The organism is Rubripirellula obstinata (assembly GCF_001642955.1).
Taxonomy (GTDB): Bacteria; Planctomycetota; Planctomycetia; order Pirellulales; family Pirellulaceae; genus Rubripirellula; species Rubripirellula obstinata.
Map to the genome: position 1 here is coordinate 1 of NZ_LWSK01000214.1, position 4,346 is coordinate 4,346.

Here is a 4,346-nt window from a genome sequence, read left to right on the forward strand (position 1 = left end):
TGTAAGCCAATCGTTGGCCGGGCAAGTCGCGGAGTGTTTCCTCGAACAATCGAGTCAGCTCGGCTTGCGTGCTCGCTTTCTGCCACTGCGAACGCGGACGCAGCGTGATGAACACGTCGGTCAGTTCAAGTCCCATCGGATCGGTCGCGATTTCCGCCGAACCGATGCGACTCCAAACGTGAGCGACCTCGTCGGGAAACGCGTTCAGCAACGCCTTTTCCATTCGCGTATTGAACTGAATCGAATCGTCCAGCTCTGTGCCGGCTAGTCGCACCACGTTGATTGCCACCGCACCTTCGCTTAGCTGAGGCATGAACTCGGTGCCAAGGTTGGGTGCGATCATGCCAAACGCAACGACCAGCACCGCCAACGCGAACCCGATCACCGCGATCCGTTGGTGCATCGTGAAGTGCAAAATCGGCCGGTAGATGCGTTTGAGCATTCGCACCAGCAACGGTTCGCGATGACTGATCTTCTTCGGCAACAGCAAACTGGCGAGCACCGGCATCAATGTCATCGACAACAGCATCGAACCGGCAAGCGCGAAGATGACCGTCAACGCCATCGGCCGAAACATCTTGCCCTCGACTCCTTCGAGCGTCAGGATCGGCAGGTACACAATCATGATGATCAGCTCGCCGAACATCGTCGGCCCGCGAACTTCAACCGCTGCGTCGCGGATGCGTTCGAGTCGACTGCGATTAAGCGGGTTCGCCAAACTTAAGTGCCGGACGCAGTTCTCCACCATCACGACGCTGCTATCGACGACCAGCCCGAAGTCGATCGCACCGAGACTGAGCAAACTTGCCGCGATGCCGAACCGCCACATGCCCGTGAACGCAAACAACATGGACAGAGGGATCGCCATCGCGACGATTAAACCGGCTCGCAAATTCCCCAGAAACAGGAACAACACCGCGACAACCAACAGACCGCCTTCAAACAGGTTCTTGCGAACTGTGTCGATCACCGAGTCGACCAGTTCGGTTCGGTCGTACATCGTCACCAACGTCATCCCGGCCGGCAGGTTGGTTCTGATCTCTTCGACGCGCTGCTTCAGCTTGGCGGTGTACTGATGCGTGTTCTCACCCATCAACATGAACCCCAAACCCATCACCGCTTCGCCGCGACCGTCGGCCGACACCGCACCGCGGCGAATCTCGTAGCCAATCCCGACGCTCGCGACATCGCTGATTCGCACCGGCACACCGTCGACCGACTTGATCACGATCGCTTCAATTTGCTCTTCGTTGGACGTGCGTCCCAAACCTTGCACGAGCAACATTTCGCCGAGCCGGTTAATGTTGCCGCCGCCGACGTTGCGATTGTTTTCCTGCAACGCCGTGATGACTTCGTCGAACGTCAGACCACGCGAGACCAATCCTGCCGGATCAAGGCGAACCTGAAACTGTTTCTCGTAGCCGCCCCAACTGTTGATCTCCGCCGTGCCCGGAACCGTCCGCAATTGCGGCTTAACGACCCAATCGTGTGTCGTGCGAAGCTGCGTCAACAACCGCAGCCGCTCGTCTTCGGGCAGCGCCCGGAAGTCGACTTCGGGATACGTCAGCACGTAGTGGAAAACTTCGCCCAGTCCCGTCGCGACCGGTCCCATCTCGGGACGATTGACGCCTTGCGGTAACTCGACGGTCGCTAGTCGTTCGCCGACGACTTGCCGAGCGAAGTAGATGTCGGTGCCGTCTTCAAAGGTGACGACGACTTGCGAGAAGCCAAACTTCGATACCGAACGAATGTTTTCGAGCGACGGCAAGCCGCTAAGCGATTGCTCGATGCTGTACGTGATCTGGCGTTCGATCTCTTCGGGCGAAAGTGACGCGGCGGTCGTGTTGACTTGCACCATCACCGGCGTCGTGTCGGGAAACGCGTCGATGTCCAGTTGAGCGAGCGCGTAGCCGCCGCCGGCGATCAGGACAATGACGCCGAGCAGCACGGCGACTCGATGGCGAAGCGATAGGTCGATGAGTTTTTCGAGCATGAATCAGTGACCGCAGGTGCAGCCGGCTCCCAAGTTGCTACGAAGGAGTTGGGCGCGGAGCACATCGCTGCCGCTGCTTGCGACGACTTCGCCGGGCCACACGCCAGCGATGATTTCGACAAAACCATCTTGCTTCGCACCCGGACGCACCGAACGAGTCACAAAGAACTTCGGCCGATCCTTTTCAAAGAATCTTGCATCACGAACAAACACAACGTGGCTCGAACCATCCCACTGCAACGATTCCTCGGGAACAACGATCGCCGATGGTTCTTGTCGCAGAACGATCTCACCACGGCCGAACGATTCATTGCGAAGACTTGCGTCTGCGTTCGATAGCTCGGCACGCACGCGAACGGTCCGAGTTTGCGGGTCGACATCGCTACTGATCCAAGTGATCAGGCCGTCGTGTTTGACTTGGCTGCCGTCGCCTTGGTAGCGAACCGGCAATCCAAGCCGAGCCAGCGACGCTTGTTCGGCGGCTACCCGAAGATCCAACCAAACCGTTCGCGTATCAGCGATGCGGAACATGCGGCTGCCACGATCGACCACTTCGCCCACCGTGATGTCACGATCGACAATGCGCCCTTCGATCGGTGCCGTCACCGCAATCAAGTTATCGCCGCCGGTCGATGAATCTATTTGCGTCATTCCGATTTCACGAACCCGTCGTTTCGTCTCCGCGAGATTCGACGATTGCAGTGCGACATGATCGACGCTCACGCCAAGGTTGGCGAAGTCGCGAATGACTTGTTCGACGGCGACGATCGCTTTCTGCATCGCCGTTTTCACTTCGATCACGCGGCTGCCGGGCACCGCACCGCTGGGAGCGAGCTTCTCGACGCGAGCAAGCTGATCGAGTTGCAGGCGTTCTTCGAGAAGTGCCGACAGCAACTCCGACTTCAGCCGTCCGATGTCTTTGGAATCGACCACTGCCAACACGTCGCCAACTTTGACCCAGTCGCCGACATTGACCAGAACTTTGCGAACGATGCCGTCGGCCGATGGCGACACTTGGGCGGTCTTGGTCGCGTCGTATTGAATCTCGCCCGCCGCTTCGATCGACTCGGTGATGCTCGCCCGAGTGACCGGTTCAACGTCCACGCCCGCTTTGTTCATCGCTTCGATCGTAGCGAATTGAATCCGCGAACCCGCCGAACTGCTCAGCGGCAGATTCTGCGCTCGCGGTATGAGCGACAACGCCTCGGCGGCTCGCTGCAAGTCCACGTCGGTCACATCGACCGGCGTTTTGGTCTGCGTCAACTTAGGATGATGAAGCACGCATCCATGGACGCCGTGTTCGTTGCAGAACGTCAGTTCCGGCGGCGATTCGAGCAGCGACGGATCGCAAACCACACAGTCGTCTTCTGGCACGCCGTGGCTGTCGCACCACTGCGGTCCCGATGCAACCTCCGTGGTCGCAATGGAACTGTACGATGGCAACTTCCAATCGTTGTGATGTCCGTACCAGCCGATGCCGGCCAATAGGCTCAGCACCAAGACAGGCGGAATCCACCCAAGGATCGTTGAAGCGATGTTCGCCTGCTCGGTCGTCGCTGCGTTTCGCTCGGCTTCCGGGACGCCATTTTGCGTCGGCTGTTCGGTCACCGGAGTATCGACGTCCGGCTTATCAAGAGTTGTAGACATACAGGCACACTCAAACGTTTTCGACTTTCAAAGATCGAGCGACGCCGACACAACATGCGCGCAGCAACCCGCTCAGAATTTGACGATCCGCTCGTCAAATGCGTAGGAAAGTCCGCTGCTAGATCAGCAGCGTGCAGAGAGTGGCCAATCGCTCGCCCGTGGTCGGCGGCCATTGACAGACATCGAGCCGAGCAGACGCCCGATGCAAAGAGGCCAGCGTCGACGCCGGCGTGTAGACAACGAAATCAAACGAGAGCGAATCGAACGAAAGCGAGTCCAAAGCACTCGGCCCAATCGGCAACGCCCCCGCACAGAAGCAATCGTGACACTCACCACCCTCAGCCGGACAAGCCGGCTCAGGCAATTCGGAATCGTGGCAGCAATGAGCTTCGTGGACATCAACCGCTGGCATTCCGGCGGTCACGCTGGAGTTTCTCGCATCGCAGCAACGACCACCCAGTGCCGGACAAGCCAGCACAGCCGCAATCATCACAATATGGAGAATTCGCTCGAGCATTTTCTTATTATCGGTCATAAATGGGAAAAGTTCAATACGAATCCGGTTCGACGCCAATCGGCGAGTGCACCTGACGGTTTGCAATTGGCATGGCCTTTGATTTGGAAACCGGTCAGAATCTTGGTTTTGTCTTTGAATGTCGGTAAACCAGGAGGGCTAGGATGGCCATTTCACCCCAGAATCGTGCTC

Annotated in this window: 3 protein-coding genes; all 3 read right to left on the reverse strand. The window is 58.2% G+C overall.

What is annotated here, in order from left to right; translation table 11 throughout:
• Positions 1–1,993, reverse strand: a 1,993-nt coding sequence (locus RC85_RS24870) for an efflux RND transporter permease subunit (RefSeq protein ID WP_157594058.1), incomplete at its 3' end; no start/stop codon positions are given.
• Positions 1,994–1,996: 3 nt separating this feature from the next.
• The gene (locus RC85_RS24875) at positions 1,997–3,640 is read right to left on the reverse strand and encodes an efflux RND transporter periplasmic adaptor subunit (protein ID WP_068267502.1); all 1,644 of its coding nucleotides are present in this window, start codon (positions 3,638–3,640) and stop codon (positions 1,997–1,999) included.
• A gap of 118 nt (positions 3,641–3,758) precedes the next feature.
• Positions 3,759–4,175: a hypothetical protein gene (locus RC85_RS24880; protein WP_068267504.1), complete on the reverse strand. Its 417-nt coding sequence runs from the start codon at positions 4,173–4,175 to the stop codon at positions 3,759–3,761.
• Positions 4,176–4,346: the final 171 nt, after the last annotated feature.